The organism is Ekhidna algicida, assembly GCF_051379705.1.
Taxonomy (GTDB): Bacteria; Bacteroidota; Bacteroidia; order Cytophagales; family Cyclobacteriaceae; genus Ekhidna.
In genome coordinates, this window is the sequence record NZ_CP179868.1 from 2,588,953 (window position 1) to 2,615,081 (window position 26,129).

At 40.0% G+C, this 26,129-nt stretch carries 26 protein-coding genes and 1 tRNA gene; 16 read left to right on the plus strand and 11 right to left on the minus strand.

Going from position 1 to position 26,129, the window contains the following annotated elements; all coding sequences use genetic code 11:
- Positions 1-91: 91 nt before the first annotated feature.
- The 4 genes from ACL8WY_RS11360 to ACL8WY_RS11375 all read left to right on the plus strand — a co-directional run bounded on the left by ACL8WY_RS11360 (position 92) and on the right by ACL8WY_RS11375 (position 5,987).
- Positions 92-4,186, plus strand: a complete 4,095-nt coding sequence (locus ACL8WY_RS11360; protein ID WP_436514853.1) for a lamin tail domain-containing protein — start codon at positions 92-94, stop codon at positions 4,184-4,186.
- A gap of 100 nt (positions 4,187-4,286) precedes the next feature.
- The gene (locus tag ACL8WY_RS11365) at positions 4,287-4,664 is read left to right on the plus strand and encodes a TraR/DksA family transcriptional regulator (protein ID WP_436514854.1); all 378 of its coding nucleotides are present in this window, start codon (positions 4,287-4,289) and stop codon (positions 4,662-4,664) included.
- Positions 4,664-5,224 carry an SMC-Scp complex subunit ScpB gene (gene scpB, locus ACL8WY_RS11370; protein ID WP_436514855.1) on the plus strand — a complete coding sequence of 187 codons (561 nt, stop codon included), beginning with the start codon at positions 4,664-4,666 and terminating at the stop codon, positions 5,222-5,224. The genes ACL8WY_RS11365 and scpB overlap by 1 nt, the downstream gene beginning before the upstream one ends.
- 19 nt (positions 5,225-5,243) lie before the next feature.
- Positions 5,244-5,987 (plus strand): pseudouridine synthase, encoded by a 744-nt coding sequence (locus tag ACL8WY_RS11375; RefSeq protein WP_436514856.1) that lies wholly within the window; start codon positions 5,244-5,246, stop codon positions 5,985-5,987.
- Here ACL8WY_RS11375 and ACL8WY_RS11380 read toward each other — a convergent pair whose 3' ends face one another.
- From ACL8WY_RS11380 to ACL8WY_RS11395, 4 genes are all read right to left on the minus strand, one after another.
- Positions 5,988-6,890, minus strand: coding sequence for an alpha/beta fold hydrolase (locus tag ACL8WY_RS11380; RefSeq protein WP_436514857.1), 903 nt, complete (start codon positions 6,888-6,890; stop codon positions 5,988-5,990).
- A 37-nt stretch (positions 6,891-6,927) separates the two neighbouring features.
- Positions 6,928-7,521: a TetR/AcrR family transcriptional regulator gene (locus tag ACL8WY_RS11385; protein WP_436514858.1), complete on the minus strand. Its 594-nt coding sequence runs from the start codon at positions 7,519-7,521 to the stop codon at positions 6,928-6,930.
- A gap of 138 nt (positions 7,522-7,659) precedes the next feature.
- Positions 7,660-8,391 (minus strand): hypothetical protein, encoded by a 732-nt coding sequence (locus ACL8WY_RS11390; RefSeq protein WP_436514859.1) that lies wholly within the window; start codon positions 8,389-8,391, stop codon positions 7,660-7,662.
- A tRNA-Phe gene (locus tag ACL8WY_RS11395) sits at positions 8,368-8,440 on the minus strand. The genes ACL8WY_RS11390 and ACL8WY_RS11395 overlap by 24 nt, the downstream gene beginning before the upstream one ends.
- Before the next feature lie 83 nt (positions 8,441-8,523).
- Here ACL8WY_RS11395 and ACL8WY_RS11400 point away from each other — a divergent pair.
- From ACL8WY_RS11400 to ACL8WY_RS11430, 7 genes are all read left to right on the plus strand, one after another.
- Positions 8,524-9,834 (plus strand): 4Fe-4S dicluster domain-containing protein, encoded by a 1,311-nt coding sequence (locus ACL8WY_RS11400; protein WP_436514860.1) that lies wholly within the window; start codon positions 8,524-8,526, stop codon positions 9,832-9,834.
- Positions 9,831-10,625, plus strand: coding sequence for a (Fe-S)-binding protein (locus tag ACL8WY_RS11405; protein ID WP_436514861.1), 795 nt, complete (start codon positions 9,831-9,833; stop codon positions 10,623-10,625). Before ACL8WY_RS11400 ends, ACL8WY_RS11405 begins: the two co-directional genes overlap by 4 nt.
- Entirely contained in the window at positions 10,600-11,112 is a 513-nt protein-coding gene (locus ACL8WY_RS11410) for a hypothetical protein (protein ID WP_436514862.1), read from the plus strand. The genes ACL8WY_RS11405 and ACL8WY_RS11410 overlap by 26 nt, the downstream gene beginning before the upstream one ends.
- Before the next feature lie 139 nt (positions 11,113-11,251).
- Positions 11,252-13,165, plus strand: coding sequence for an OmpA family protein (locus ACL8WY_RS11415; protein WP_436514863.1), 1,914 nt, complete (start codon positions 11,252-11,254; stop codon positions 13,163-13,165).
- 31 nt (positions 13,166-13,196) lie between these two features.
- The gene (locus ACL8WY_RS11420) at positions 13,197-14,357 is read left to right on the plus strand and encodes an AIR synthase related protein (protein ID WP_436514864.1); all 1,161 of its coding nucleotides are present in this window, start codon (positions 13,197-13,199) and stop codon (positions 14,355-14,357) included.
- Between the two features lie 89 nt (positions 14,358-14,446).
- Positions 14,447-15,025 (plus strand): GNAT family N-acetyltransferase, encoded by a 579-nt coding sequence (locus tag ACL8WY_RS11425; RefSeq protein ID WP_436514865.1) that lies wholly within the window; start codon positions 14,447-14,449, stop codon positions 15,023-15,025.
- Positions 15,025-15,537: a DUF456 domain-containing protein gene (locus ACL8WY_RS11430; protein ID WP_436514866.1), complete on the plus strand. Its 513-nt coding sequence runs from the start codon at positions 15,025-15,027 to the stop codon at positions 15,535-15,537. The genes ACL8WY_RS11425 and ACL8WY_RS11430 overlap by 1 nt, the downstream gene beginning before the upstream one ends.
- Here ACL8WY_RS11430 and ACL8WY_RS11435 read toward each other — a convergent pair.
- The 7 genes from ACL8WY_RS11435 to ACL8WY_RS11465 are packed head-to-tail and all read right to left on the minus strand — an operon-like array spanning position 15,534 to position 21,589.
- Positions 15,534-16,385 carry a geranylgeranylglycerol-phosphate geranylgeranyltransferase gene (locus tag ACL8WY_RS11435; protein WP_436514867.1) on the minus strand — a complete coding sequence of 284 codons (852 nt, stop codon included), beginning with the start codon at positions 16,383-16,385 and terminating at the stop codon, positions 15,534-15,536. The two genes, ACL8WY_RS11430 and ACL8WY_RS11435, sit on opposite strands and share 4 nt — an antisense overlap.
- The gene (locus tag ACL8WY_RS11440) at positions 16,385-17,107 is read right to left on the minus strand and encodes a Rossmann-like and DUF2520 domain-containing protein (protein ID WP_436514868.1); all 723 of its coding nucleotides are present in this window, start codon (positions 17,105-17,107) and stop codon (positions 16,385-16,387) included. The genes ACL8WY_RS11435 and ACL8WY_RS11440 overlap by 1 nt, the downstream gene beginning before the upstream one ends.
- A 37-nt stretch (positions 17,108-17,144) precedes the next feature.
- On the minus strand, positions 17,145-19,634 hold the full coding sequence (locus tag ACL8WY_RS11445) for a heme lyase CcmF/NrfE family subunit (protein WP_436514869.1): 2,490 nt from the start codon (positions 19,632-19,634) through the stop codon (positions 17,145-17,147).
- 27 nt (positions 19,635-19,661) lie between these two features.
- The gene (locus tag ACL8WY_RS11450) at positions 19,662-20,069 is read right to left on the minus strand and encodes a cytochrome c maturation protein CcmE domain-containing protein (protein WP_436514870.1); all 408 of its coding nucleotides are present in this window, start codon (positions 20,067-20,069) and stop codon (positions 19,662-19,664) included.
- Entirely contained in the window at positions 20,066-20,272 is a 207-nt protein-coding gene (locus ACL8WY_RS11455) for a CcmD family protein (protein ID WP_436514871.1), read from the minus strand. Before ACL8WY_RS11455 ends, ACL8WY_RS11450 begins: the two co-directional genes overlap by 4 nt.
- Complete coding sequence (ccsA, locus tag ACL8WY_RS11460; RefSeq protein WP_436514872.1) at positions 20,265-20,939, minus strand: cytochrome c biogenesis protein CcsA; 675 nt, start codon at positions 20,937-20,939, stop codon at positions 20,265-20,267. The genes ACL8WY_RS11455 and ccsA overlap by 8 nt, the downstream gene beginning before the upstream one ends.
- Positions 20,939-21,589, minus strand: a complete 651-nt coding sequence (locus tag ACL8WY_RS11465) for a heme exporter protein CcmB (protein WP_436514873.1) — start codon at positions 21,587-21,589, stop codon at positions 20,939-20,941. Before ACL8WY_RS11465 ends, ccsA begins: the two co-directional genes overlap by 1 nt.
- A gap of 80 nt (positions 21,590-21,669) precedes the next feature.
- Here ACL8WY_RS11465 and ACL8WY_RS11470 point away from each other — a divergent pair, with 80 nt between their 5' ends.
- The 5 genes from ACL8WY_RS11470 to ACL8WY_RS11490 are packed head-to-tail and all read left to right on the plus strand — an operon-like array spanning position 21,670 to position 26,098.
- Positions 21,670-22,689: an NAD-dependent epimerase gene (locus tag ACL8WY_RS11470; protein WP_436514874.1), complete on the plus strand. Its 1,020-nt coding sequence runs from the start codon at positions 21,670-21,672 to the stop codon at positions 22,687-22,689.
- Positions 22,690-22,691: 2 nt separating this feature from the next.
- Positions 22,692-23,741, plus strand: coding sequence for a dTDP-glucose 4,6-dehydratase (gene rfbB / locus ACL8WY_RS11475; RefSeq protein ID WP_436514875.1), 1,050 nt, complete (start codon positions 22,692-22,694; stop codon positions 23,739-23,741).
- Entirely contained in the window at positions 23,742-24,605 is an 864-nt protein-coding gene (gene rfbA, locus ACL8WY_RS11480) for a glucose-1-phosphate thymidylyltransferase RfbA (RefSeq protein WP_436514876.1), read from the plus strand.
- Positions 24,602-25,153 carry a dTDP-4-dehydrorhamnose 3,5-epimerase gene (rfbC, locus tag ACL8WY_RS11485; RefSeq protein WP_436514877.1) on the plus strand — a complete coding sequence of 184 codons (552 nt, stop codon included), beginning with the start codon at positions 24,602-24,604 and terminating at the stop codon, positions 25,151-25,153. The genes rfbA and rfbC overlap by 4 nt, the downstream gene beginning before the upstream one ends.
- On the plus strand, positions 25,154-26,098 hold the full coding sequence (locus tag ACL8WY_RS11490) for a UDP-glucuronic acid decarboxylase family protein (RefSeq protein WP_436514878.1): 945 nt from the start codon (positions 25,154-25,156) through the stop codon (positions 26,096-26,098).
- Positions 26,099-26,129: the final 31 nt, after the last annotated feature.

Here is a 26,129-nt window from a genome sequence, read left to right on the forward strand (position 1 = left end):
ATATTCAAAATACTACCTTTACCGTAGACTATAAAGTTGAATTATGAAAGGTGCTATAATTCTAATTTTGTTTACGCTGAGCTTGAGCCTAATGGGTCAAGTAACGGATGATTTTAATGATGGTGATTTCACTGCTAATCCTGTGTGGACTGGAACCAGCTCAGCAGGGACTGATGATGCATTTGATATAGTGGAGGCTGATAATCAATTAAGAAGTCAAGATCTTAATTCTGGCTCTGGTACAAGAATGTCTTACTTAAGTACATCAGATGTTCTGGATCTTTCTTCTTCAACTGCTGAATGGGCCTTTAGGATGAGGTTATCTTTTTCTCAGCCAGGCTCAGCATCTACGAATTCTAATAATACATCAAGGGTATATCTAATGAGTACTTCTTCTGATTTAAATGGAGATCTTAATGGATATTATGTTGAGCTAAGATATCCAGATTCGGACGTAAACGAAGTGAGACTTTACAGGCAAGATGCAGGAACATCAACTGAGATTCCATTATCTGGAACAGTACAAGAGCTAACTTCACAAGCATATATTAATGTTGTGGTGAAAAGGTCCGAATTGGGACTGTGGGAATTAGAAGTTAATACGATAAGCCAAGGAACTGCAACAGATAATACCTACAATTCTTCTACCTCTTTTGGAGTACAAATAAGGTATACAGCAAACACTCGAGATAATGGATTTTATTTTGATGATTTTGCCACAACATTAACACCTATCGCGGATACAACACCACCCAACATCCAATCTGTAACAGCCATCTCAGACACAGAAGTGGATGTTCAATTCAATGAAGACGTTGATCCAACGACATCTCAAAACATTTCCAATTACGCAATTGATGGAGAAATATCTGTTACCAATGCTGTGCTTGACGCAGATAATTCTTTGGTTCATTTAACTACAGATGCACTATCAAACGGAACAACCTATACGATCACAATTAACAACGTTGAGGATGTGAATAGCAATCCCATCGCTACCAATAGTCAGGAAACTTTTGAGTATCTGGTATTTGAAGAGGCTGTTGAATTTGATGTAGTGATCAATGAATTTATGCCAGATCCTAATCCAGTTGTGACAACACTCCCGGATGCAGAATATGTTGAGTTATACAATCGATCCAGTAAGTATTTCAATCTAGAAAACTGGACACTAGATGGTCAAAATCTACCCATTTATACATTAGCTCCAGATTCATATGTCTTGGTTGTAGAAGATGATGATATTGGAGATTTTGTAGTATTCACAGAAGTCATTCCAATAACCACTTTAAGTTTAAACAATTCATCAGCTGATGATATTATTCTACTAGATGATAATGCCACAACTATCCATTCAATTTCTTTTGAAGGATCAAACGGAGGCACTTCTACCGAATTAATCAATCCCAACGGACCAGACTATTCGGAGAACAACTATGGCCTGAGTATCGATCCGGATGGAGGAACTCCAGAGGAACAAAATTCCATCTTTGATGACACACCTGACACCACTCCCCCCACCATCCAATCAGTAACAGTCGTTTCCAATACGGAGCTAAGCGTATTATTTGACGAACTAATTGAAGAGACATCAGCCGAAAATTCAGCTAATTACACTGTCGATGGAGGAATTTCCGTAGTGTCTGCGACACTCGACGTAGATCAACAACAAGTACAATTAGTAGTAGATCCACTTATTTCGGGAGAAATCAGAACATTATCTGTAGATGGAGTAGAAGATTTATCCGGAAATGTTACTTCAGATACTGAGCAATTTGAATACATCGAAACCGAAGAGGCGGTTGCTGGAGATATTATCATAAATGAGTTTCTATCTAATCCGGTAAACGACAATGATGATTTCATCGAACTACTAAATACTTCTGACAAGTTCATTAGTATGGCTGGGTGGAATATCAGCGACGAATCCTCAGCATCGGAGGATTTGCCAGCTTTTGTCATAAGACCTGGAGAATATCTAATAATCTATGATAACGATGCAAGTCTCGATTACTCAACTTTCGGAAACGCACTGACGATTGCAAGCTTGACACTCAACAATGCCGATGATCAGATCGAAATCACAAACGCTTCAGATGTGCAGATAGCTTTTTTAGCTTATCAAGAGCAACAGGATGATGGGGTGTCTTTGGAACTGATAAACCCGAATGATCCATGTTTATCGCTCAATAGTTATGTTCCGTCTGTGGATGTCTCTGGGAGCACGCCGGGGAATCAAAATTCGGTATTTGATGACACGCCAGATACGGAGGCACCAACCTTGCAATCCTACAATTTTGATTCAAACCTAACCGTCAACTTTTCCGAAGTAATGGATGCCGCTAGTTTGTCTGCCGGATCTTATTCAGTTTCAAATGGCATTACTATTGATGAAGTTGGCGTTATCGGCGCCTTCCCAACTTCTGTTACTCTTTCGTTTAATGAAACGATTGAAGCCGGTGTTCTGTATGATTTGACGATTTCGGATGTCACCGACTGTGCAGGAAATGTAATCGAAGAAACCACTATAACATTTGGTGTGGGAAGATCCCCAGACTTTAATGAGTTGATCATCACGGAGATCATGTTTGATCCAGATCCTCAAGTAGAGCTGCCAAATCAAGAATTTATAGAAGTTTACAATTCCACATCAGACATACTCTCAATTGAGGGCATTAGTCTTACCGATGCAAGCACTACGGTGAGTCTTCCTGCACGTATGTTAAACCCAGGCGAATATTACGTCCTGACATCTACTAACGCAGCGACAGAGTTCCAAACGAATGCAATCGGCGTTTCCAGTTTTCCTTCACTAAATAATGGTGGCGAACAGCTCATGTTTTCATTGAATAATAATTTGATCTTTTCATTCAAGTATGATCCTGACTGGCATGATGAAGACAAAGCGAGCGGAGGGTATAGCCTGGAAATGATTGATATCACCAATCCATGTTTAGAAGATAATACTAACTGGACAAGCTCTCAGGATAACAAAGGAGGAACTCCGGGAAATGTTAATTCTGTTTCAGAAATCATTCCGGACAATTTTGGACCAGAGATCATATCTGCTATTGCAATAGAAGCAGCTTTAGTTCAGGTAAACTTCAGTGAGAAGTTAGATCCTGCCAGCACTGAAATTGCCGTAGCCACACTTGACCCGAATATTGCGGTTAGTCAGATTGATTTTGAAATTGATAACCCATCAGCCATCTTCTTAAAACTTGCATCAGAGCTAGAGGAAAGTGTCCCATATACGCTTACAATAGAAAATCTCAGAGATTGCTCGGGCAATGAAATTGGACAGGGAGATGTGGAATTTGCACTTCCTGTGCAAGCGGAAGCTGAGGACATAAAGTTAAGTGAGGTGCTATTTAACCCACGATCCAACGGAGTAGATTTTGTTGAAGTTTACAATGATTCAGAAAAATACATCAGCCTTAAAAATTGGAAACTCGGTAATTTGGATAATGAAGGTGACATTGATGATATAGACTTGATCACATCGGGTGAGTTAGTAATTAACCCGTTCGATTATCTGGTTTTCACCACAGACATTAATATTCTACTCACAAACTACCCAGGTGGTCAGTCTACCAAATTCTTCGAAGTACCGACTATGCCGACCTACGCGAATGATGAAGGCTCAGTGCTGCTGATAGATCAAGCTGAAATCGTTGCAGAAACTTTCGATTATACCGAAGATTACCATTACAATCTATTGGAAAGCGTGGACGGAGTTTCCTTGGAGAGAGTCTCCTTTGAAGAAGCTACCAACAATGGCGACAACTGGCGATCTGCTAGCAGCACAGAAGGATTTGCAACACCAGGCTATCAAAACTCTCAATCATTCAGCACTAATCAACCTGTCGGAAAAGTAGTAGCTAGCCCGGAGGTGTTTATCCCAGGTAATACAGGTTCTGGACGTGATTTCACCACTATCAATTATCAATTCGATCAACCTGGACAGTTTGCCAACGTTAACATTTATGATCAGACGGGAAGATTAGTAAAAAATCTTGCACAAGGCGTTTTACTGTCCACAAGTGGCTTTTTGAGATGGGATGGAGACACCAATGATGGAAATGTTGCACGAATGGGTTACCATCTGATCATATTTGAAATATATGATAGTAGCGGAAATTCTGAAATAATTAAGGAAACGGTAGTTGTAGGAAGAGATTTCTAGTGTGATAAAAGAATTTGGATTTATCCAATTATTTTTTGTGCATCTTCCTGAGTATTTTCGCTTGTTTTTTACGTTGTTAGAACTATAAACTTCACCTAATATGAGCGAAAAAACCAGATACTCCGATGAAGAACTTAAAGAGTTTGAAGATTTAATTCTTCAAAAACTTGAAAAGGCTAAAGAAGAGCTCAATACACTTAAAAGCTCACTTACACGCGAATCTGACGATAGTGGAGATAGCTTTTCCTCAGTGAAAACATTAGAAGATGGAGCCGACACGGCCGAAAAAGAGCATTTAAGTCAACTTGCAGGACGTCAGCAAAAGTTTATTAATAATCTGGAAAATGCGCTAATAAGAATTAAGAATGGCACCTATGGAATCTGCGTAGATACTGGAAAATTGATTTCCAAAGAAAGACTAAAAGCAGTTCCTCATACAACACAAAGCATAGATGCTAAGCTGAACAGGCAGTCATAATGGATTACCTGGCTAATCATATCCAAGCCCTTGTTTTTTGTTCTCCAAAACCAATTACCGAGGAAGAAATTCAAGATTGTCTGAAGGAGATGTTTGATGCCGATGTACCAGGTGATGACATAGTCGCCGGACTTAGCACAATAAAAGAGAAATTCAAAAGTGAGGATTTTGCTATGGAATTGGTAAAATCTGGAGGAGGATATCAATTTCTAACCAAGCCTGCATATCAGGCGAGTATAGGAATTTTGCTCAAACAACAATCCAAGAAAAGACTTTCCAACTCAGCCTTGGAGACACTATCAATAATTGCTTACAAACAACCAATCACAAAAAGCGAAGCAGAGCAAATCAGAGGAGTGAGCTGCGATTACTCCATTCAGAAACTACTTGAAAAGGAATTAGTCGAGATTAAAGGTAAATCAGAAGGTGTAGGCCGTCCAATTCTATATGGAACAAGCCAAAAATTTATGGATTACTTTGGAATCAACGATCTTAAGGAGCTCCCAACACCAAAAGACTTCAGTTCTGAAGAGAACACAATTGGTGAAGAGAAAGAATAACTTTGGGTGACCGAAATTCATGAAACGACCTAACAAAAAGGAAATAACCAAGCCTGCAGAGATTCGGCTGAATCGATTCATTGCCAATGCGGGAATTTGTTCACGACGTGAAGCAGATAATTTGATAGCAGCTGGACAGATCAAAGTCAATGGAAAGGTTGTGACCGAAATGGGATACAAGGTGAAGAAGATGGATGCAGTTGAGTATAAAGGCAAGAAGCTGAAGTCCGAAACTCACCAATATGTACTATTGAATAAGCCGAGAGGCTTTGTTACGACGACAAAAGATCCACATGCGAAACGAACTGTGATGGAGTTGGTTTCCAAAGCATGTAGTGAGAGAATCTATCCGGTAGGTAGATTGGACAAGGAGACCACCGGGTTGTTACTATTCACCAATGATGGCGAAACAGCCAAGAAACTAACTCACCCTTCACATAAAGTGAAGAAAATTTATCAGGTGGAGCTAGACAAACCAATAACTAAAGATCACTTTGAGAGCATTCTAAATGGAGTAACACTTGACGATGGTCCTGCAACTGTCAATGAGATGGCAATACTTGGCGAAGACAATAAAGTTCTCGGCTTGGAGATTCACATCGGAAGAAACCGCATAGTCCGACGAATATTTGAACATCTTGGCTACACCGTAAAAAAGCTCGATCGTGTCATGTTTTCATCATTGACTAAAAAGAACCTTCCACGAGGAAAATATCGTCACCTAAGCCCCAAAGAAGTGATGGGGATCAAAGGTGTTAAATAGCTACTTGTTCATCGCATTCAGCATATAGCTAATGATTGAATCATTAGCCATGATCTTATAATGTCCGAGTCCCTTGACATGAACAAAAGATGCATGTGGCCAGGCTTTTTCCAATTCCTCACCTTTTGAGAATGGTACGATCTGATCATCTTCGCAATAGAATAGATGAGTGTCGATCTTCTTCATTTGATTGGTTTTCAACCTCAAGTCAAAATAATCAATAGGCTGATGATACTTTTCCTTCACCAAACCGCACATGGCATGGTAAACTGACTCATTGCACCCGACCTCACGTACAATATCACCAAAAAAGTATCTTACATAAGGAGGAGCAGAAATTGCAAAGTAGTTTTTGGGGTGAAGTGCCGGGCCTAATTCACTCAAAGCAATACCAGTTGCCAGAGCGCCAATGGAATGACTCACGATTGCCTCGTAAGGCCCATTCTTAGCGATATGTTGCTTAATTATATCTCTAAATTCGGGTAAAGCAGTCTGCTTACCCTGTGAGTTTCCATGAGCGCGCATATCAATTGCCTCAACCCGATACCCTTTCTCTAGGAGAGTATTGATCATTCGTCTGAAATCAGACGCTTTAGATCTCCAGCCATGACAAAGGAGAACCTTTGGGCCTTCCTGACCCCATCTGTAAGACTTGATAATGTCTCCTCGATAATTGTGTTGAATAGTTTCAGCAGTTTTTAGAATATTTTTTTGAGCCTCAGTAAATCTCACCCTTCCAGGGGAAGTAAAGTAATGCCAAATAATTTCAGCAGACTTTCTTGATGATGCATGCTGGAGCACACCTAATCCTTTTTTAATTAGCTCTACTTTCCAATTTGTTTTTGGAGGGCGTTCAGCTGGTCTGCTGATATCTTCCCCTTTTACTTCAATATGTGTGACCATAATAATATACCGATTGGTATTTTGGTGGATAAATTTTTTAAACTGATATTTCTTCGATTTGGCGATACACGAATTTCTTAACAAAAGCGAATGACCTTCCGTCTCCTTCAATCCTTGATAAGGAAATAACTCCTTCCGACACTGAATAGAAAAAGTTTGTAAACTCTTCTACGTCGACATCTCGCTTAATCTGTCCTTCAAGAATACCTCTATTTACCATTTTCATGACAGAGCCCTTTAAAAGTGCGATCGACCGAATGACACGGGAACGAAGGAATGGCAAACTATCATCTGCTTCTATAGAAGAATTTAGAACAGGGCATCCTCCCGGTATTGGAGGCTTATTTATGTATTCTTCATAGAAGTCCATAATGGCTCTTAATTTGTCTGGAGCATTCTTTGCTCCACGAACTCTCTTCGAAATTTCTGAAGTAACTATTTGTACTCCTTTCTCAAAAGCTGCTGTCGCGACCTCATCCTTATTTTTAAAATTTCCATAGATCGCTCCCTTGGTAATTCCTGTCGCAGCGGTAATATCAGATATTGATGCTGCTGCATATCCTTTTGTGTTAAAAATTGGCAGAGCCTTATCTATTATTAACTGTTTCGTATGTTCTGAATTTCGCGCCATAATACAAATATACCGATCGGTATATTAAATACGAACCCTAATTTAAAAAGTTTCTAAAATAGTATGCATGCATACTAAATTGATGAATTGGATTATCTTCGAGACTCAAAGAATCATCAAAGTGAGAGGACTTACAGTTCAACACATATTTTCACAAAAGTTCCTTTCCAATGAATGGATGGGTTTATCTTTAGTTATTGGTTCTGAGTGGATTCGACCGGGCTGGCGTCCCAGCCACCGACTCACAGAGTTGGTGTTTGAAGGACATAAAAAAAGCCATCCTGTAAGGAGTGGCTTATTAAAAAGTGGTGCTGAGTGGATTCGACCGGGCTGGCGTCCCAGCCACCGACTCACAGAGTTGGTGTTTGAAGGACATAAAAAAAGCCATCCTGTAAGGAGTGGCTTATTAAAAAGTGGTGCTGAGTGGATTCGACCGGGCTGGCGTCCCAGCCACCGACTCACAGAGTTGGTGTTTGAAGGACATAAAAAAAGCCATCCTGTAAGGAGTGGCTTATTAAAAAGTGGTGCTGAGTGGATTCGACCGGGCTGGCGTCCCAGCCACCGACTCACAGAGTTGGTGTTTGAAGGACATAAAAAAAGCCATCCTGTAAGGAGTGGCTTATTAAAAAGTGGTGCTGAGTGGATTCGACCGGGCTGGCGTCCCAGCCACCGACTCACAGAGTTGGTGTTTGAAGGACATAAAAAAAGCCATCCTGTAAGGAGTGGCTTATTAAAAAGTGGTGCTGAGTGGATTCGACCGGGCTGGCGTCCCAGCCACCGACTCACAGAGTTGGTGTTTGAAGGACATAAAAAAAGCCATCCTGTAAGGAGTGGCTTATTAAAAAGTGGTGCTGAGTGGATTCGAACCACCGACTCACGGATTTTCAGTCCGATGCTCTACCAACTGAGCTACAGCACCAAATTTTGGGTTGGCAAAACTAGGTATTTCTTTGAAAAGGCAAAATTTAAATTGAAGTTCGTAGCAAGATTTTTTTAAACATTATGGAATATATCCCTCAAATCGTCTTTCTCGTCATTGCTGGATTCTTCGGATTCCTCATTTATCGCAGAATTTCACAGATTTCTAAGAATATTAAGCTTGGCAAGGACATAGATTTTTCCGACAATAAAAAAGAAAGACTTAAGAATATGATTTTGGTCGCCTTCGGTCAAAAGAAGATGTTCAAACGTCCGATCCCTGCATTGCTACACCTATTGATCTATGTAGGATTTGTACTCATCAATATTGAGGTGCTGGAAATTGTAATTGATGGATTATTTGGAACGCACAGAGTAGCCGCCCCGATTTTAGGTGGAGTCTATGTCGGCCTGATTAATTTTTTCGAATTTCTGGCTATTGGAGTCATTTTTTCATGCGTGGTATTTCTCATTAGAAGGAATGTCCTTAGAATTAATAGATTTAAAAAAATTGAGATGGTAGGTTGGCCTTCATTGGATGCAAACCTCATCCTTATAATCGAAATTGTACTAATGGTTGCCATCTTGGCTATGAATGGAGCGGATCAAGTCTTGCAACAGCGCGGAGTTGATCACTATACATTTACAGGTTCGTTCTTTTTTAGTTCTTCCATGTTCGGTTGGATGGATCAGCTTAGTGCCGGGACACTTGTAATTATCGAAAGAGCAGCCTGGTGGTTTCACATCGTTGGCATCTTTGCTTTCGCACTCTATGTAACCTACTCAAAACACCTCCATATTTTTCTCGCATTCCCCAATACCTATTACAGTAGATTAGATCCTAAAGGCAAAATGAATAATATGAATGAAATCACCAATGAGGTGAAAATCATGTTAGGCATGCCGGTAGATGGTGATGCCACTCCACCACCAGAAGGTATGCGATTTGGAGCAAAAGATGTAAATGATCTGACCTGGAAAAATCTTATGGACGCCTATTCATGTACAGAATGTGGTCGTTGCACATCTGAATGCCCGGCAAACCTTACAGGAAAGAAGCTTTCACCCAGAAAGATAATGATGGATACACGGGACAGATTAGAAGACGTTGGAAAGAATGGGCTGGATGATGGCAAGTCGTTGTTAGGTGATTATATCACTAAAGAAGAAATCAATGCATGTACTAATTGCAATGCCTGCGTAGAAGCATGTCCGGTTAATATCAATCCACTGGATATCATTTTGCAGACAAGAAGATATGTTGCAATGGAAGAGTCGGCAGCTCCGGATTCATGGAACGCAATGTTTCAGAATGTAGAGACAAACTTTGCCCCATGGAAGTTTGGGGTGCAAGACAGGTTCAATTGGTCAAATGAATTAAAAGAAGGAAAATGAGCGAAATACAAATACCAACCGTAGCGGATTTAGCAGCTAAAGGTGAAAAACCAGATGTCCTTTTTTGGGTAGGATGTGCAGGTTCATACGATGATAGATATAAGAGCGTGACAAAAGCGTTCGTGAAAATTCTTAATAAAGTAGGTACTAAGTTCGCAGTGCTTGGTCCGGAGGAAACTTGCACAGGAGATCCAGCCAGAAGGGCTGGGAATGAGTTTCTTTTTCAGATGCAGGCAATGGCCAATATTCAAGTGTTGAATGGGTATGAGATCCAAAAAATTGTGACGGCATGTCCTCATTGTTTCAATACGCTCAAAAATGAATACCCGGAGCTTGGTGGTAATTATGATGTGATTCATCACTCGCAGTTTTTGCAAGAATTAATAAATGATGGAAAAGTTGAGCTCAAAGGAGGAGGAGAATTCAAAGGGCGCAAGATTACCTATCATGATTCATGCTTTCTTGGTAGGGCAAACAATGTATACTCAGCTCCGAGAGCAGTGCTTGAGGCTTTGGACGCCGAATTAGTGGAAATGAAGCGATGCAAAACCAAAGGACTCTGCTGTGGAGCTGGAGGAGCACAGATGTTTAAAGATGCCGAACCAGGCAATAAGGAAGTGAACATTGAGCGTACGGAAGAAGCTCTGGAAACGAATGCGGATACGATTGCAGTAGCTTGTCCTTTTTGCATGACAATGATGGCAGATGGAGTTAAAAATAAAGAGAAAGAAGATTCGGTTAAAGTCAAGGATTTAGCGGAACTCATTGCAGAATCTGAAGGTTTGGATTGATATGTTGATTCCATTCGAAGAAATGCCAGACAATGCTCGCCTATGGATATACCAGGCTGAGCGTAAATTGACAGATGAAGAGGTCAAATTAGTAATTGCAAATACCGAAGCTTTTCTGACACAGTGGCGTGCCCATGGGATGGATCTCAAATCTTCCTTTTCAGTTGAATACAATCAATTTTTGGTTATATCAGTAGACGAATCTTTTAGCCAGGCAAGTGGGTGTAGCATAGATGCATCTGTTCATCTGATAAAAGGACTTGAATCGGCACTTAATGTTTCATTTATGACTACCAGTCAGGTCGCATTTCTTCAGGATGATGAAATAAACCTATACCCATTCAATCAGCTCAAGGCTCAAGCACAAGATCGAATTATTACTCCCAATACTTTGGTATTTGACAATACGGTCCAAAATATCGCAGAATTTAAAAGCCGATGGCTGAAAGAAAGTAGTGCCACATGGGTAAATCGATATTTTCAATAGGGCTTTTCGTTCGTTTCTTGTTTCAGGTTTAACTAATTTCGGATAATCATCTTGTAAAGAATTTCGTTATTTCTGTATGCGAGTTATTCAATATCTTATTTTGACCCTGTTTATTTTCAGTTGTTCACTTGAAAAGAGCATGAATAATGCTGAATTCGATGCAGTAATATCGAAACTTGGGGACTCACCAGAAAAAAATTCTCCGGAAGAAAACATAATGGTCGGTGATGCTTATCGCAAGTCAAACCGACTTGTAGAATCTATCCCATTTTATCAGGCCGCTATAAAAGAAGGCACGCCAGAAGAAGCTGCTAATCTGTACTTGGCTCAGGGATTAAAAGTCGAGCAGAAATATAATGAAGCTCAGAAAGTCTTAGATAATTATGTGCCTCGAGCGCGTGACCTAAAAATAAAGGCTCTTGCCGAGAAGGAGATTCAAAACCTTCGCAAGATTGATGATCTGAAAGATGATGGTAGCTACTATCGCGTGAAGAACTTACAAGATATCAATACCGAGAAAGCTGAGTATTCGCCGGTCTTCAGTAGAAATGTACTCTATTTCACTTCTAACAGAGATGTAGCCAAGATTTACAGAGCCACAGGAACACCTTTCACAGATATTTATCGTGTTGCATCCAAAGGAGCCAATGTCAACTTGAGCACGCTAAAATCATTAGATCCAATTATTAACCATGTGGACACCAATGAAGGTTCGGTAGCGATTTCTCCAGACGGCACTTCAATGATTTTTGCAAAAGGTAATAATGGGAAAGCAAAGGGCTACAGCGAGGTGAATCTCTTTTTTACCAGATACCGGAATGGAAAATGGTCTGAGCCAGTTCCACTATCTATAAATGTAGCAGAGGCTTGGGACTCTACTCCCGCTTTTTCACCAGATGGAACTACACTATATTTTTCATCTACTCGACCAGGTGGACATGGCGGAGCGGATCTCTATCAGGCGAAAGTAAACCGTAGAGGGAGATGGGTGGATGTAAGGAATCTTGGGCCGGAAATAAATAGTGCTGGTGATGATGTGTTTCCATATGTCAGTGAAGACGGCAGTTTGTATTTCTCATCCGATGGACATGCGGGGTTTGGTAAATTGGATATGTTTAGAGCCTTGCGAGAAGGAGGTCGTGTGTCGATTGAGAACTTAGGCAAACCAATGAATTCTTCAGCGGATGATTTTGGTCTATATCAATTTAACCTTACCAAAGGCTTTTTTACCTCGAATAGAAGAGGAGGAAAAGGTGACGATGATATCTATACCTTCATCAATGATGATCCTGATCTCAAAGTAGTCAATTATTTTCTTACTGGTACCACAGTAACTACTGACGATGGTGGCCAGGAGATCATTTTACCAAATACAAAAGTCTCGCTGACAACAGACAATGGAGATGTTTTGGATGAAGCTTTTACCAACGCGGACGGCAAATTCAACTTCAGGGTATATCCTGAAGAACACTACGACTTGCTAGGAGAAAAAACAGATTATTTCACTGTTAGGAAAGATTTTACCACCATAGGAAAGACGGTTGATAAAACAACTCTTACGGAGTTTATCACCAACGTCAACTTCGAAACAAAGATTATGATGGATCCAATAGTATTGGAGAAAGCTATCGTTCTAGAAAACATTTACTATGATCTGGACAAAGCGAACATTCGTTCAGATGCTGCTCTGGTGCTTGATAGCCTGGTGCAAATCATGAACGATAATCCTGAGATCTACATTGAGCTTGGCTCACATACAGATGATCGAGCACCAGACGATTATAACTTGCGGCTTTCGCTTCAAAGAGCACAATCCGCAGTTAGTTACATCATCAATAAAGGAGTAGAAGCCAAGCGGATTACAGCTAAGGGCTATGGCGAAACACAGCTCATCATCAAAAATGCTCAAACAGAAGAGGCTCACCAGCGCAACAGAAGAACCGAGTTCAAGGTGCTTCGATATAACCCTCGAGATCGCAACGATGATCTTGCCCCAGATGAACCTGTAGACGAATACGATCGATTCTTCAAGGATTCTGGCAATGGAAACTGATAAAGTCTTTTCTTTGCAAACAAAAAGTAGCATGACTGATCGGTATGCTCAGCGTGGAGTTTCCGCTGATAAAGAGGATGTTCATTCGGCAATAAAGAATATAGACAAAGGCTTGTACCCCAAGGCCTTTTGTAAAATAGTGGAAGACATATCTGGTGACCCAGAATATTGCACCATAATGCATGCCGATGGAGCAGGAACTAAATCTTCCCTAGCGTATCTGTATTGGAAAGAAACCGGCGATGTGAGCGTGTGGAAAGGTATCGCACAAGATGCTATCATAATGAATGTGGATGATTTATTGTGTGTTGGCTCTACTGATAATATCCTGCTTTCATCCACCATTGGTAGAAACAAGAATCTAATTCCTGGTGAGGTCATTTCTGAAATCATCAATGGGACTGAAGAAGTGCTTCAGATGCTACGAGATAGTGGTATTAACATTAAATCTACTGGAGGGGAAACAGCAGATGTTGGAGATCTGGTCAAAACGATTATTGTAGACAGCACTGTAACGGCACGCATGAAACGCGCTGATGTCATCAACAATGAAAATATTCGTCCAGGAGATCTGATTGTAGGGATTGCTTCTTACGGCCAGGCTTCATATGAAAAGGAGTACAATGGTGGTATGGGAAGCAATGGACTTACTTCCGCTCGGCATGATGTATTTGACAAGGTATATGCTGAGAAATACCCGGAATCATTTGATCAAGGTGTTCCCCGTGACTTGGTTTACAGCGGCTCAAAAAAATTAACCGATCTGGTTGAGGGTTCTCCGTTGGATGCCGGGAAACTCGTACTCTCACCAACAAGGACGTATGGCCCGATCATTAAGTCGATCTTAAAGGAGCTAAGAACTGAAATCCATGGAATGGTACATTGCAGTGGTGGAGCACAAACCAAGATTCTGCACTTCGTTGACAATCTACGTGTGATAAAAGATAACATGCTTCCTGTCCCACCTTTATTTCAGATGATTCATGAAGAAAGTGGAACTGACTGGAAAGAAATGTACAAAGTCTTCAATATGGGTCATCGCATGGAAATCTATGTAGATGAAGAGTCAGCAGACGAGATTGTAGAAATTGCGCGATCTTTCAATGTGGATGCGCAGGTTATTGGAAGGGTTGAAGCTTCGGAAAAGAAAGAGCTAATCATTCAGTCTGAAAAAGGCATTTTCCAATATTGATGAATTAATTTCATCGTTCTGATTATTTCATCAACTATGCTTATCAATCAGAATTTCACTTATTTTATTTCTTTAGCGAAAAGAACAAAATGAAGGAATGGTACGTCACCCTTGCTGATCAAAAAGTTGAGCTTTTGCCAATCACTTTGGATCATATCAAGGAAATGCGAAATCTTAGTTCAGACTCGGATGTATGGACTTGGTATACGGAGGATTTGACTGATCCTGATGCTCTTGAAAAGTGGATGACACAAAGACTAGATGCGAGCAGGAAAGGATTGCAAATGACTTACTCTGTACGCCTGAAAGAAACCGGTGAAATTATAGGAGCTACTAGCTATGGACACATTGACTGGGAGGAGCATGGTATTGAAATCGGTTGGACCTGGCTGGGGAAGAAATACATAGGTGTCGGAATAAACAAACACATGAAATACTTAATGCTTCGACACGCCTTCGAGACAATGCAAATCGAGCGGCTAGAGCTTAGAACAGATGAGAACAATATCCGTTCAAGAAAGGCGATGGAAAAAATTGGAGCTAAGCACGATGGTACTTTAAGAAATCATCGATCGACTCAAGGAGAACGCAGAAGAAATACCGTCGTCTATAGCATTATCAAATCGGAATGGCCTGAAATAAAGAATTCAATTTTTAAAGACTTTTGATGGAAGCGCTGCTCATTATTCTTTCTGTTTTACTGATTGCTGGAGGTATTATATTTTCAATTCTTCCACCTTTACCAGGTCCGGTTTTATCTTTTGGAGCGATGATCTGTACCAATGCTATAGCAAACGATACAGAGTTTAGTACTAGCTCATTTATCGTTTGGGGAGTTATTGGAATACTTATAACAGTAGCAGATTATGTGCTCCCTGTTGCTGCCACAAAAAAGTTTGGGGGCACCAAGGCTGGCGTTATTGGTGGAATGATTGGTATGGTAGCAGGAGTGCTACTGCCGATACCATTTGGCATCATACTGGGGCCATTATTAGGAGCGATAGTCGGAGACTTATATGGAGGAAACAGAATACGATCAGCCTTTAAATCTGGCTTTGGTTCATTTTTAGGGTTCTTATTGGCTACATCTTTGAAGCTTCTCTATTCGATCATTCTTGGTGGAATTATTGCCTGGAAGGTTGGTGGATTTACCGCCAATGCAATCATTGAAATGTTTTAGATAAGAAGCATGCTGATAAGTCCAGTAACAATCAAAATGTCTACATAAATTTTGATTGATTTAAAATCACTCATTTTATCAGCCCTGGCCAGTAGATATGCCATCCAGAAAACAAGAATTAAAACTCCGAAAAAATAGTAACGAACTGTCCAGTTGGGAATTGACAGCAAGTAGAATGTTAGCATACCAACACCAGCAAGTCCAGCTAGATATATCATCACTTTCGCACCTCTGATTCCCCAAACAATCGGGATGGACTGAATGCCAAATTGGATTTCACCTTTTGCGCTAATAATATCTTTAATGCTCTCACGAATAAAAACAGTCACGCATCCAAACATCGCATACGCGATGACAAGCAAACTAAATTCCCTGAAGTAAACCATCACAAGCAAAAGCGTAAGGCTTGCCAGGAAAGCAATGGTAAGCGTTCCAAGCAGAACCCATCTTCTTATGACTACACTGTATGTCCAAAGTGCACCTGCAGAAAAAATGTGAATGGCTCCTATTGCTGGATCAATAAGAAAGCCAATGCCAATACCTGAAAATGTGAGAATAAGGTGTGAGAATAAAGCAAGTCTGCGTCGAAAAGTCGTTCCAATGATCACCTTCGCAGGACGATTGATCATGTCTATCTTCTGATCAAAGTAGTCGTTAATGATATACCCTGCGGCTCCTATCATCCCCGTACTGAAAATGAAAAGGAGAAAATTTGGGCCGATTAGAACAGCAACGGACTTATTAAGCAAGTAGAATGCGGTAATAAATTGAGTCAGTCCAATAATGAATAGGTTGGGAATTCTGCTAGCAGTTAAAAACCCGATGGTATTCTTGACTATAGGATTCACTAGGATTTACGGATGCTGTCAGTAATGATCTGATACATGCTTCTTAACCTTTCATCTTTCAGCATTTCCAAATGAGTATTGATTGTTTCATCGTCTTCCCTTTTTGCCGGTCCTGTTTGAGATTGTGACGGATTTAACTCAATAGCTTTTTTCAAAGTCTCTTCTACCAAAGGTTGGATATCTTGAAAAGACATATCAAGTTCGGAAAGCAACTTCTCCGAAAGATGAAACATGTGATTGCTGAAATTGCATGCAAACACTGCGGCTAGATGAAGTTTTGAACGATTGGTTGAAGTCAATAGTCTGACATCATTACTGAAGCTTCGGACAAACGTGAAAATTTCTCTTTCGCCATCATCGGACCCTTCCACAAAAATCGGGAAAGAGGTAAAATCAATTTCTTTTGTCTTACTGAATGTTTGAAGCGGATACATCACGCCATGTTTCGGATGCTTAGATAAATCTGCAATCGGATTTGAACCAGATGTGTGAAGGACTATGGCTTCAGACACAGCAATTTGATCTGAAACATCCTTTATCAGATCATCAGGCACACTCAATATGATAAATTCAAATGATTCCGGATTAAACTGATCAATGGGCAGTACAAAATCTTCCGTTGGGGTTCGGGAAAATATTGTGACTTCATGACGCTTTGAGGCAATTCGGTTGGCCAAATGATAGCCGACATTTCCATACCCAATGATTGCTACCTTGCTCATTTAGTAAAAATAGAAGATAAATGCTCAAAAAGGGAATTTATGCTTCTACTCCTTTATCCCGCATTTTTACAAATTCAAGATATCTGCGACGAATTGCTACTACAAAGCCTATGACCAGTAGAAATGTACCAAGCCATAGTAAATTAATCCACGGCTTTTTGACTGCCTCCATAATAATCCAATCTTTCTGAGTCGTCTGGTAGGCCAGTACTACTGCGTCCTCTTGAGGAATAATATTTTGGATGGATATCCGGAATGCCAAATCATTCACCTGATCATCTATTCTACCTACATACTCTTGATTTCGGATGACAAAAATTGGTTCAGAGCTATAGTTGGTGTATTCCCCTTGAACATTTATTACCGCTTTTACTGCCACATCGTTGGATGATAGAGGTGCCCCGTCAATGGAAGCAATTGGCTCCATCCGCTCTAGGGTCGCCACATAATCATTTACAAAAAATTGCTCACCAATTTTGACTTTGATTTCTTTCGGCTCGCTCCATTCGGGCTCTTGATCCGGGTCAGGAAACGTCCTCACATGCGTATACATATCAGCGTTGAGCTTTCGCTTGATATCCGGAGAGTAGACAATCATGTCCATCGCCTTATTTATCTGTACTCGAGGGAAGAGTGTGAATTGTTTCCCAGCTTCCGTGTGATACTCAACTTCAAAGTAGCTGTTTTCCGGACTGATTAAGGTTAAGGTATCGTCAGAGTCTTTCTTAACCACTTTTAAAGGGTCAAGAGTCAATGTTATGTCGTTTTGATCAACATAGCCTTCCTCGCGTGTTTCTTTTCTAACGCCTCGATAAATCATCGAGTATTCCTTCATTTGTCTTGGCTCATTTATAAAAAGAAGTAGGTTATCTCGATTGACTTCCTCCGGAAACTCACTGCTCCAAACCATTGAAGTATAGTTGGTAGATAAAATAGAAGAGTAACCGCTGGAAAACAATATACCCACGAGCATCAATGCGATTCCAATATGGGTGATAGATCCCCCTGAAAGTTTGATGTTAGATTTCGCTACACCGATAAAAATCTTAGCGTTGGCACTAATGGAGTAGATACATGAAATGAGTAGTATGATATAATATGGATTAGTGATTTTCCCAATGACGATGATCAATCCCGAGATCACCAATGAAATCAAAAAAGGAGTTCTCAGCTCTTCTTTGAGTTTCTTCCCATCCATTTTTTTCCACCAGAAAAACTGACCAGTTCCTGAGAGTATGGCTAAAAAGATGGAAAGTATTAGCTGAGGAAGTGAATATGCATCATAGATGTCTGTAGGTGGGGCCAGATTCAAATCAAAGCCAAGTAGCCCAGCTACTTGATTGTAGACCGGCATTGAGGTATAGAGTAAAACCTGAAATGCCATAAGACTGAGAATGGCTGCTCCCATGAAAATCCAGAACTCACGAGAGTATGTAGATGTCTCTTCCTTGGTTGATGGGATATCTTTCCAACGCTTGGCAATGAAGAAAATGGATAAGAGAATAAAAGCAATAAGATAAATCAACAACTGACCAGATAGCCCCAAATCGGTAAACGAGTGAACGGAGGAGTTTCCAAGGATTCCACTTCGGGTAAGAAAAGTAGCGTATAGTATCAGGACAAATGAGGCAACCACGAGTATCATGGAGAGCTTCAGCGCCGAACCACTTTTCTTGTAGGCGATCATCACATGTATGGCAGCCACTAGTACTAGCCATGGAACATAAATTGCATTCTCAACCGGATCCCAATTCCAGTATCCACCAAAGTTGAGTGTCTCGTAAGCCCAATATGCGCCCATCAAAATTCCTACACCGAGGATCATGGCAGAAAATTGCGCCCATGGCAGAGCCGGTCGAATCCATTCCTTGTTTTTCCCGATAATTAACCCTCCTATACAGTAGGCAAATGGGATAACAGTAGTGGCAAAGCCAAGGAACAAAGTTGGTGGATGAATCACCATCCAATAATTCTGAAGCAATGGGTTAAGCCCATTACCATCTTCAGGAATAAAGTTGGGATTGGTTTGGAAAATAGGCGCATCGATGACTTCTCTTAGCAGCATGAAAGGAGAGCTACCCAGCTTCACATCTAAGACTACAACTCCTAGAATCATTGAAGCAAGAAAAACCTGAGTCAGGGCCAAGACAAACATCACCGGAGCTTTCCAAAACTTATTGGTATTAATCAGAATAATCCCGAGCACTACATTCCAGAAAATCCATAGCAAGAAAGAACCTTCTTGCCCTTCCCAGAAACAGGAAATTTGGTAGTATACCGGAAGAATTTTAGAGCTATGACTGAATACGTAATGATACTCGAAATAATGATTGGTAATTAAATAGAACAGCGTTCCGATAATTCCTAAAACAGCAACCGAGTGAATGTAGAAAACTTTGGTTCCGAAATTAGTCCATTCTTTATCCTGATTTCTTCCTCGAAAATAAGCATAGGCAGAAAGCAAACTTGTGACGAATGCGATGATTACTAATGCATGACCTAGCTGTCCCTCAAAATAATGTATCATATGCTGGCTTTGATTTAGCCGAAGATTTTAACTGGTAAATTCAGGATCCTCCTGGTATTTGGAAGGACACTTTAGTAATATTTTTTCTGCGACAAATTTGTCACCCTGAAATGCCCCTACAATTACTACTTGCTCAGACCGTGTAAAGTCGGTTGGGATAGGTTCTGCAAAAAGAACCTGCTGCTTCCAGCCATTTTCATCTATCATTTCAAATTTAAAAGACAATTTATCAGGACTTTCTTCAATACCAACCACCTCTCCGGAAGCTGTCTTTGGCAGCTCGCCTACCACATGAATGCTTTTTTTGAAGCCTTTTTCAGAAAGCTCTCGAGCCTCGTCAAATGATACATACGTACTTGCATCACCTGTCATTGATACAATCATTGTGATTGCAATGGCAATAATTACTATGGCGCCTATATACTTCTTTTTCATTGCTCTTCTATTTCTTTTTCTAAACGCTTCGCACGCTTATCCAGTTTGAACATGAGGAAGAAAAATCCCGCCAAGATTACAAGGATTATTGCGATCACAACATAAATCTTCCCTTCTCCACGAAAGTCATCTGCCATCTCAACTTGTGCTTGCACAAAGTGAGTAACGCTTAACATCAGTATTCCTAATATGTATTTAAGCATCTTCAAGTTTTTGTTTTGTAAGTGAAAGTCTCGTGGCAATGGTTGCCATCCAAAATCCTAAAAGTGTCCAACCCATTATTGCGAAGTAAAAAACCTTTCTGAGATTGCTATCCAGATCATACGCATTGAATCCAGGATTACCACCATTGCCAGGGTGAAGGCTATCGGACATCCTAGGTAATATGAACAAAAGCGGAATCATCAGAAAAAAGGCGAATACGTTAAACACAGCCGAAATACGATTTCGTTGTTGCTCGTCTTGAACAGAACTTCGCAGTACGAAATAGGCCAGATAAATCAACAATGAAATAGCGGAAGCATTTTGTTTAGGATCGTTGCTCCACGGTTCACCCCATGTAAAGTTTGCCCAGATCATCCCGGTTACAATTCCTAAGACACCAAACGCAATACCCATATTAGCGAGCTGAACACTGTAGGTGTCAAATCTATTATTTCCTGAACTTAAGTACTTAATAGCGTAAACAACTGAACCAAGAAAAAGCAATATCATTCCAAACCACATTGGCACGTGGAAATGAAGCGCTCGAATGGTTTCATTGAGTATAGGTAATTCAGGAACACGAAGCAGCAAACCTCCAATTACTGTATAGGTCAAAAGCACTACACACAACCATTTCCACCAATCAGTTTTTAGTAAATAACCCATCACGATTTCCAGGTAAAAGGGAACAATACAAAAGTGAGCGCAATGATAATCACATCGACTGAGAAGAGTGCTGTGAGATTACCTTGAATCTGCATAAATACATAACTGTCAAGGATTTTAAAACTGTTACTAATCGATAAGATCAACACTGGAATTATGACAGGAAAGCCTAAGACTGCCATCATTATTGATCGGTTGCTTGATCTGAATGCGATAGAAGAAACCATTGTGAAAGCGGCACTTAGGCCAATGCAGCCCAAAGTAAGGTTTAGCAGAAAAAGGTCGTAATTGATGATGGGATTACCTAGCAGCACAGAATATATCGCAAGCGAGATGAGAGCTATTATAGAAAGGTAGACAAATGAGTAAATAAGCTTTGCAAGGATGATTTCTGTAGGCTTGCAAAGAAAAAAGTAATAGTGCGATCGTCTTTCTTCCTGAATAAAACTTTTCGAAATCGCATTTATTGATGTGAATAGAAGAATAATCCAGAATAGCGCGTTCCATACCTCGGTTGAGACAAATCCCTCAAAAGCCATGTAAGTGGCAAAAATGGTCGATGCTAGATACAATAAGATTCCTGTTATTGGATTCTGTTGCCTCCAGTCGACGATTAAGTCTTTTTTAATGAGATGAAGTACCTTGTTCACGAAGTGCAAAGGTAAATTCAAACAAGCTTATGCCTTGCATATACTTCACATTCCCTTTAGCATTGCATAAAATTTTAGGTTTGAGTAAAACATCTTCAATATTAGTTACTGGTTCCGCTGGATTTATTGGTTTCCACCTGTCAAAGAGGCTTCTGGAGGAAGGTTTTCAGGTTGTTGGTATAGATTCTCTTAATGATTATTATGATGTTTCCATAAAAAATGATCGAACGAAAATCTTAATCAATAAGCAGAATTACACCTTCTATCATATTGATTTAAATCAAAAAGATGAATTAAGTAAAATCTTCAAGAAGCATAAATTTGATCGGGTCATAAACTTGGCTGCCCAAGCAGGTGTGAGATATTCCATTACAAACCCTGAAGCCTATCTACGTTCTAATCTATCTGCATTCTTAAATATATTGGAGGAGTGTCGCCACAATGGAATTGGACATTTAATTTACGCATCATCGAGTTCAGTTTATGGTGCAAATACAACCATGCCTTTCTCAGTAGAGCAAACGGTTGATCACCCCATATCACTTTACGCTGCAACCAAGAAGGCCAATGAACTAATGGCGCATACATATGCTTCGAATTATGGTTTGCCTGTAACTGGACTTAGATTCTTTACAGTATACGGTCCATGGGGCAGGCCAGATATGGCTCTCTTTTTATTTACTAAGGCGATTTTAGAAAATAAACCAATAGATGTCTATAATAATGGTCAAATGAGACGTGACTTCACTTACATAGATGATATTGTTGAAGGGATTTACAGGTTACTTGATCATATCCCCATTGAGAATAGCAATTGGGATTCTAACAACCCCGACCCTGCTACAAGTTTCGCGCCATATCACTTATTCAATATCGGAAATAATAATCCGATCGAATTATTGTCTTTTATTGAGGCGATCGAGAAAATTTTAGGTAAAAAAGCCCAAAAGAACTTTCTACCAATTCAGACCGGGGATGTACCCGAGACTTATGCTGATGTTAGTAAGTTGGAAAAAGCCATTGGATATAAGCCGAAAACTTCAGTGGACTTTGGAGTTAGTAAGTTCATAGGCTGGTACAGAGATTACTACAATGTTTAGTCATGAATAAAATTTTAATTACAGGAGGAGCTGGCTTCATTGGTTCGCATGTGGTAAGAAGATTTATCAGAAGTGGTAAATATCAAATCATCAATCTTGATAAATTGACCTATGCAGGAAATTTAGAAAACTTACGTGATCTTGAGAATGATCCTAATTACACCTTTGCCAAAGGAGATATTTGTGATTATAAGTTTTTGAAAGCCTTATTCATTGAGCATGATTTAAAAGGAGTGATTCATCTTGCGGCAGAGTCTCATGTAGATCGTTCCATATCAAATCCAATGGAGTTCATTCAAACAAATGTTGTTGGAACTGTCAACCTCTTAAATGCAGCAAAGGAAGCATGGGAAGGTAAAAAAGAGCGAAGGTTCTATCACATTTCCACTGATGAAGTGTACGGCTCATTAGGTGACGAAGGGTTCTTTGTAGAGACAACTCCTTACGATCCTAAGTCACCTTATTCAGCGTCAAAAGCCTCTTCCGATCATTTTGTGAGAGCCTACGGGAATACTTACGGTTTGCCTTTTGTGATCTCTAATTGTTCTAACAACTACGGACCTAATCACTTTCCGGAAAAGCTCATCCCATTAATGATTCATAATATTAGGAATGGGAAACCGCTGCCTGTTTATGGAAAGGGAGAAAATATAAGAGACTGGCTTTATGTAGAAGATCATGCCCGAGCTATTGAACTGATTTTTGAAAAGGGGAAAAATGGAGAAACCTACAACATAGGAGGTTTCAATGAGTGGAAGAACATAGATTTGGTAAACCTTCTATGTGATGTGATGGATCAAAAACTAGGAAACGCGCAAGGCACTTCAAGAGAACTCATCACGTTTGTCAAAGATCGGGCAGGTCATGATTTGAGATATGCCATTGACGCTACAAAGCTGAATGAAGAACTTGGTTGGGAGCCATCACTTCAATTTAGAGAAGGCTTGGAAAAAACCGTAGATTGGTATTTTAAAAATGAACAGTGGCTAAGTGATGTCACATCAGGTGATTATAAGAAATACTATGAAGAACATTACAAAAACAGGAAGTAAATGAAAGGAATAATCTTGGCTGGAGGTTCTGGAACTCGATTACATCCATTGACATTCGCTGTAAGCAAACAAATCTTGCCAGTGTATGATAAACCAATGATATATTATCCCTTATCTACCTTAATGCTGGTAGGCATTAATGAAATACTAATAATAAGTACACCAAGAGATCTTCCCGTTTTTAAAGAGCTGCTGGGAGATGGCTCTGCTTTAGGATGTTCATTTTCATATGCCACTCAAGATGAACCAAGAGGATTGGCAGAAGCCTTTATAATAGGATCCGAATTTATTGGCAATGATAGCGTTGCACTTATTTTAGGTGATAATATTTTCTACGCTTCGGGTTTACCCAAAAAATTACAAGCCTGTGTAGATCCAGATGGAGGTGTTGTTTTTGCATATCATGTAAACGATCCTGAACGCTACGGAGTGGTAGAGTTTGATACCAATCAAAAAGCAATTTCAATAGAAGAAAAACCTAAAAAACCAAAATCTAACTACGCCGTGCCAGGCTTGTATTTTTATGACAATCAGGTCGTGGAAATAGCCAGTAATGTACAGCCTAGCCCTAGAGGAGAGCTTGAAATTACTGATATTAATAATTACTACTTGAAAAATGGGAAACTCAATGTTCAGGTATTCAATAGGGGAACCGCGTGGCTGGATACAGGCACCTTTGCCTCACTAATGCAAGCAGGCAACTTTGTTCAAGTCATAGAGGAGCGTCAAGGACTCAAAGTGGGATGTATCGAGGAGGTGGCGTATTATATGAATTTCATTTCTGCTGAAGAATTAGAGAAACTAGCCAGACCTCTTGAAAAAAGTGGATATGGAACGTACCTCTTAAACGTTTTGAAAAAATGAAAGCTGAGAAAACCAATTTGAAGGACTGCTGGGTGCTAGAGCCGGATGTTTTTGAAGACGAACGCGGTTATTTTTATGAAGGTTTTAATAAGGAAAAATTTCAAAAAGCTACCGGATACAACTTTGATGTCAAGCAAATTAATCAGTCGAGATCAGCCAAAGGGGTACTAAGAGGATTACACTTTCAAAGTGGAGCTAAGGCGCAGGCAAAATTGGTCTCATGTACTGAAGGAGAAGTGCTGGACGTAGCAGTTGATTTAAGGAAGGACTCACCAACTTTTAGACAATACTCTATTATTAGACTTTCAGCTCATAATAAGAAACATTTCCTTATCCCCAAAGGAATGGCTCATGGGTTTTTAGTACTTACTGACCATGCAAAACTCATGTATCAAGTGGATGAACTCTACTCTAGTACGCATGATTCCGGAATTATGTATAATGATCCAGACATTAATATTAGTTGGGGTATTTCGGAAGATGAGATAATCTTATCTGAAAAAGATCAAAACTTACCATTTCTTAAACAAATAAAACTTGATTTCTAAATGTCAAAAGAGAAAGTACTAATTACTGGAGGAGCAGGGTTCTTAGGATCACATCTTTGTGATCGATTTATTAAAGAAGGATACCATGTAATTGCAATGGATAACCTTCTGACTGGTGACATTTCGAATATTGAGCATTTAATAGGAAATGAAGATTTTGAGTTTCAACATCATGACGTTTCTAAGTATGTTCATGTTTCCGGGAAACTTAAATATATCCTTCATTTCGCATCTCCAGCCAGTCCAATTGACTATTTAAAAATGCCAATACAAACTATGAAAGTAGGTTCGCTAGGCACACTGAACTGTCTTGGCTTGGCAAAAGATAAGGGCGCAAGGATGCTTATTGCCTCAACGTCGGAAGTTTACGGAGACCCACTTGTTCATCCACAAAATGAAGAGTATTGGGGAAATGTAAACCCAGTAGGACCAAGAGGAGTCTATGATGAAGCTAAAAGATTTCAGGAAGCATTGACAATGGCTTATCATACCTTCCACGGACTTGAGACCAGAATTGTAAGAATTTTTAATACATTCGGCCCACGAATGAGATTAGATGATGGGCGTGTACTGCCAGCCTTTATTTCCCAAGCGTTACGAGGCGATGACCTAACTGCTTTTGGAGATGGTTCACAAACTAGATCATTCACCTATGTTGATGACTTGGTTGAAGGGATTTATCGATTACTCAAAAGCGACTATGCACAACCAGTTAACATAGGCAATCCAGAGGAAATCACAATCAATGAATTCGGAGAGGAAATCATCAAACTAACAGGAAGTAAGTCTAAAATCATTTATAGAGATTTGCCAAAGGATGACCCAAAACAAAGAAAACCAGACATTTCGCTTGCAAAAAAAATTCTGCAGTGGGAACCTAAATTTTCTCGAGCTGAGGGATTGAAGCCAACGCTGGAATATTTCGAAAAGAAGGTGCTGAGCTAAGTTTTTGTTCTATTTTTGCGGCCAATTCTGA